Consider the following 4,623-nt stretch of genomic DNA (forward strand, 5'->3'; position numbering starts at 1 on the left):
AAGGGCGCCGGCGCCGAGGAGCAGCCGTTCCGGATCGTCGCCGTCACCTCCTGCCCGACCGGCATCGCACACACCTACATGGCGGCCGAGGCGCTGGAGAACGCGGGCCGCGACGCCGGTGTCGACCTCGTCGTGGAGCCGCAGGGCTCGGCCGGTTTCACCCGGCTCGACCCGGCGGTGATCGCGGCGGCGGACGCCGTGATCTTCGCCCACGACGTGCCCGTACGGGAGAAGGAACGCTTCGCCGGGAAGCCCACCATCGACGTCGGTGTGAAGGCGGGCATCAACCGTCCCGCCGAACTGATCACCGAGGTCCGCGGCAAGGCGGAGCGCGGCGAGGTCACCGGCGGATCCGCGCCGACGCCGGTCGAGCGCGGCGGCGAGGCGGGCGAGGGCTACGGCTCGATGCTCCGCAAGTGGCTGATGTCCGGCGTCAGTTACATGGTCCCGTTCGTCGCGGCCGGCGGTCTGCTGATCGCCCTCGGCTTCGCGATCGGCGGCTACGAGATCAAGTCCGCCCCTTCGGTCATGCAGCACTTCGTGTGGACGCAGACGGACAGCTGGGCCGCGCTGATGTTCCAGATCGGCGCCGTCGCCTTCGGCTTCCTGGTCCCGGTGCTGGCCGGTTACATCGCCTACGGCATGGCGGACCGGCCCGGTCTGGTGCCCGGCTTCGTCGGCGGCATGATCGCCTCCACCATCAACGCCGGTTTCCTCGGCGGTCTGGCGGCCGGTCTGATCGCCGGTGGTGTGGTGCTGGCCATCCAGAAGGTGAAGATCCCGAAGGCGGTCCGCGGGATCATGCCGGTCGTGGTGATCCCACTGATCTCCACGGTGATCGTCGGGTTCCTGATGTTCGTGGTGATCGGCAAACCGATCGCCTCCGCGCAGAAGGGCATGACCGACTGGCTCAACGGCCTCAGCGGCTCGAACGCCATCCTGCTGGGCGCCCTGCTCGGCCTGATGATGTGCTTCGACCTCGGCGGCCCGGTCAACAAGGTCGCGTACACCTTCGCCACGGCGGGTATCGCGGTGTCGAACCCCAGTGACTCGGCGATGAAGATCATGGCCGCGGTCATGGCGGCCGGCATGGTCCCGCCGCTGGCGATGGCCCTGGCCACGACCGTGCGCGGCAAGCTCTTCACCGAGACCGAGCGCGAGAACGGCAAGGCCGCCTGGGTCCTGGGCGCCTCCTTCATCTCCGAGGGCGCCATCCCGTTCGCGGCGGCCGACCCGCTGCGGGTCATCCCGTCCTCGATGGTGGGCGGCGCGATCACCGGCGCCCTGTCGATGGCCTTCGGCGCGACCCTGCGCGCCCCGCACGGCGGCATCTTCGTGGTCCCGCTGATCGGCAGCCCGTTCCTGTACCTGATCGCCATCGCGGTCGGCATGTGCGTCACGACGGGCCTGGTCGTCGTACTGAAGGGAATGCGCAAGCCGGCCGCCGGCGCTGCGGCCCCCGGAGCGCCGGAGGACATATCCGCCCCCACGGCGGACGCGAAGCAGCCGGTCGCCGTCTAGCCGCTTTTGGGCTGCCGTGAGGTGTTCACGGCAACTGCGAGATACGTCACGGTCCGGGACCACGGTCCCGGACCGTGGTGTCTACTGGAACGCATGCCTGAGCACGTCTCCATCCTCCAGCTGACCGGTGTTGCCGTTCTCGCCCTGGCGACCGTCGCCTGGGTGCTCGGCCTGACGCGCATCCTGCGCCGCGCCCTCGCCGAACCCACCGTGTGGCACGCGGCCCACCCGCTCCACGGCCTCCCGGGCCGGCGCGACACCGCACCCCACCTGGAGTCCGTCGAACTGACCCCGGCCGAGCGCGACGCCTTCGCGGGTCTCGTACGACAGCTCAGCGACGGGCGTTGACACCCGCCCGGCCTCAGGAGACCTGCGCCGCCCGCCGCTCCATCGCGTCCCGAGCCGCGTCCTCGCTGACGTAGACCTCGCACATGTGACGGCCGTCGGGCGTGGCCGTGTGCTCGACCTCCCACAGGGAGATCTCCGCACCGTCGGGCAACAGGAACGCGTGCTCGTAGAGCGAGAAGCACACCGCCGCGCGACCCGCTCGGTACGGGCGGCCGAAGGCCTGGATGATCTGGTGCGCGAACGCCGTCGCCAGCAGCGCCGCCGTCTCCTCGTCCGGCTGGTCCGTGTTCTCCGCGCGGCGCAATAAGCGGCGCGCGTGGTCCGCCGAGTTGTCCGCCAGATACGCGTGCCGGGGCTCCGGGATCGGTGACAGGTGCACCAGCACCGGGAGTTCGAAGTCCGTCGTGTCCGGCGGCATCGGCAGACGCGCGGTCGCCGTGCGCAGCTCCTCCTCGTCGACGTACACCTCGTGCTGCGCCTCCCGGCCCAGCACGGTGTTGTGGACGAGCTCCCACAGGGTCAGCGCCGAACCGTCGGTGAGCAGCCAGGTGTGCCGGTACGTCTCCCGGTGCAGGCCCGCGCTGTGGTGCGCGGAGTGCAGCGAACTGTCGTACGCCAGCGCGCAGTCCAGGACCTGCCGTATCGTCTCGTCCGGCAGCTCGAAGGAGTTCAGGGCACGGCCGAGCAGTCGCGCGAGGTGCTCCTCCGGAGACTCGTGCGACTCGGGTGGTTCGTACGCTGCCGTGTCGTACGGAACGCTCAAGGCTTCTCCCGGCGTTGCTGCATGTCACCTTGTGGGTGCATACCGTAGCCCCTCGGTCGGACATCATTCCTGTGAACCGAGAAAACGTATGCCCGGAAAACGCGCGGGCCGCGCGAGATGTTCCCGCGCGGCCCGAAGATCCGTCAAAACCTGCCGGTCAGGCGGCACTTCCGGCGGTCCACTCGCTCCACGCCAGGTTCCAGCCGTTGAGCCCGTTGTCCGGGGCGACCGTCTTGTCGGGGGAGTTCTTCACGATCACGACGTCCCCGATCAGTGAGTTGTCGTAGAACCACTTGGCGTTCGTCGCGCCCTGCGCGCCCTGGACGTCCGCGAGCCCTACACAGCCGTGACTGGTGCCGGTCTGGCCGAAGGGCGGATTGGCCTTGTTGTACCAGTAGTTGCCGTGGATGAACGTCCCGGACGAGGTCAGCCGCATCGCGTGCGGCACGTCCGGGATGTCGTACTCACCGCCCAGCCCGACCGTCTGGCTGTTCATCCGCGTCTGCGTGAACTTCTCGGAGATCACCATCTGCCCGTTGTCCGTGGTGTGTTCCGGGCTGCCCGAGGAGATCGGCAGCGACTTGAGGGTCTGCCCGTCCCGCACCACCGTCATGGTCTGCGTGTTCACGTCGACCGTGGAGACCTGCGAACGGCCGACGGTGAAGGTCACGGTCTTCTTCTGCACGCCGTAGACGCCGTTCGCGCCCTCCACGCCGTCCAGGTCGATCTTCATCGTGACCTTGGAACCGGCCTTCCAGTAGTCCTGGGGCCGGAAGTCGAGCCGCTGCGCCCCGAACCAGTGCCCCACGACCTGCTGCCCGCTGCTGGATGTGACCGTGATGTGCGACTGCACGGCCTTCCTGTCGCCGATCACCTTGTCGAAGGTGAACGACACCGGCATCCCCACACCGACCGTCGTCCCGTTGTCCGGCGTGTACGTCCCTATGAAGCTGTTGGCCGAACTGACCGTCGTGAAGATCGAGTTGGCCGCGGAGGTCTTACCGCTCGCGTCCTTCGCGGTCGCCGAGATCTGGTACTTCGTACCGCGCTCCAACTGTTCCTTCGGCTTCCAGTTCCCGCCGTTCGCCGAGACCACGCCCTCCACGGCCTGCCCGGACCCGGCCACCGTCATCTTCACGTCGGTCAACTTGCCGTCGCTGACCTGCACGCCCGTCGCGTTGATGGACGCGTTCGTCGAACCGTCCTTCGCCGAGATGACGATCTTCGCGGTGGACGTCTTGGCGGACGTCCCGCCGCCACCCTTGCTGTTGGTGTCGGAATCCGCGCTGGCGTTGCCGCCGCACGCGCTGAGGGTGAGGGTGCCGACCATCAGGGCGGCGATGGCCCCCAGTACGCGCCGCGCTGCTATGTCCGGCGTTGTCACGGGCTGCTCCAGGTTCGTGTGATGTGCGTGATCCGCTGCGATGCGTGGACAAAGAGGGTCCCCGCCCCCGCACGGGTTCCCGCCGTTCCCCACGAACGCCATCCGGTGACAGAACCGCGACAAACACCGGTACGGATCCCCGGAAACACCGGATGCCCACCGCCACAGGGCGCCTATCGCCTCCCGTACAGCTCCTCGTACGACGGCCAGGCCCCGCCCGGCCCGTCCACCGGCTCGGCGGCACGCACCGCGCGCACGATCGCCCGGGTCACCACCTCCGCACCGGCCGCGAGGATGTCGTTCAGGGCGAGGGGGTGTTCGGCGTCGAGCGGGCGGGCCCCGGTGGCCAGCGCGAACACCGTGTCCCCGTCGTTCAGCAGATGCACCGGCCGCACGGCACGCGCGATGCCGTCGTGCGCCGTGCCGGCCAGCTTCTGCGCCTGCGCCTTGGACAGATCCGCGTCGGTGGCGACCACCGCGAGCGTGGTGTTCAGCGGGGGAGGCCCGTTCTTCGCGGCGGCCTCGGCGAGGCGCCGGCGCGCGGCCTCGTGGACGTGCGCTTCCGGCTACGTCACGCGCCCCTGGAACAACTCAGATCGGAAGAGCG

4 protein-coding genes and 1 pseudogene are annotated in these 4,623 nt (G+C 69.2%); 2 read left to right on the forward strand and 3 right to left on the reverse strand.

Annotated elements, in window-relative coordinates:
• Together R6V09_RS46445 and R6V09_RS46450 are read left to right on the forward strand one after the other, a co-directional pair.
• A partial coding sequence (locus R6V09_RS46445) for a PTS fructose transporter subunit IIC (protein ID WP_317887501.1) occupies positions 1–1,521 on the forward strand: 1,521 nt, incomplete at its 5' end.
• Positions 1,522–1,614: 93 nt separating this feature from the next.
• Positions 1,615–1,869 (forward strand): hypothetical protein, encoded by a 255-nt coding sequence (locus tag R6V09_RS46450; protein WP_317887502.1) that lies wholly within the window; start codon positions 1,615–1,617, stop codon positions 1,867–1,869.
• 13 nt (positions 1,870–1,882) lie between these two features.
• On the opposite strand, the gene R6V09_RS46455 is transcribed toward R6V09_RS46450, so the two are convergent.
• From R6V09_RS46455 to R6V09_RS46465, 3 genes and pseudogenes are all read right to left on the reverse strand, one after another.
• Positions 1,883–2,632 carry a DUF6227 family protein gene (locus R6V09_RS46455; RefSeq protein WP_317887503.1) on the reverse strand — a complete coding sequence of 250 codons (750 nt, stop codon included), beginning with the start codon at positions 2,630–2,632 and terminating at the stop codon, positions 1,883–1,885.
• Positions 2,633–2,789: 157 nt separating this feature from the next.
• Positions 2,790–4,016, reverse strand: coding sequence for a L,D-transpeptidase (locus R6V09_RS46460; protein WP_317887504.1), 1,227 nt, complete (start codon positions 4,014–4,016; stop codon positions 2,790–2,792).
• A gap of 173 nt (positions 4,017–4,189) precedes the next feature.
• Positions 4,190–4,623: pseudogene (locus R6V09_RS46465) on the reverse strand (P1 family peptidase); the annotation flags it as partial.

Origin of the sequence: Streptomyces sp. W16 (assembly GCF_033194735.1) — a bacterium.
GTDB lineage: Bacteria > Actinomycetota > Actinomycetes > Streptomycetales > Streptomycetaceae > Streptomyces.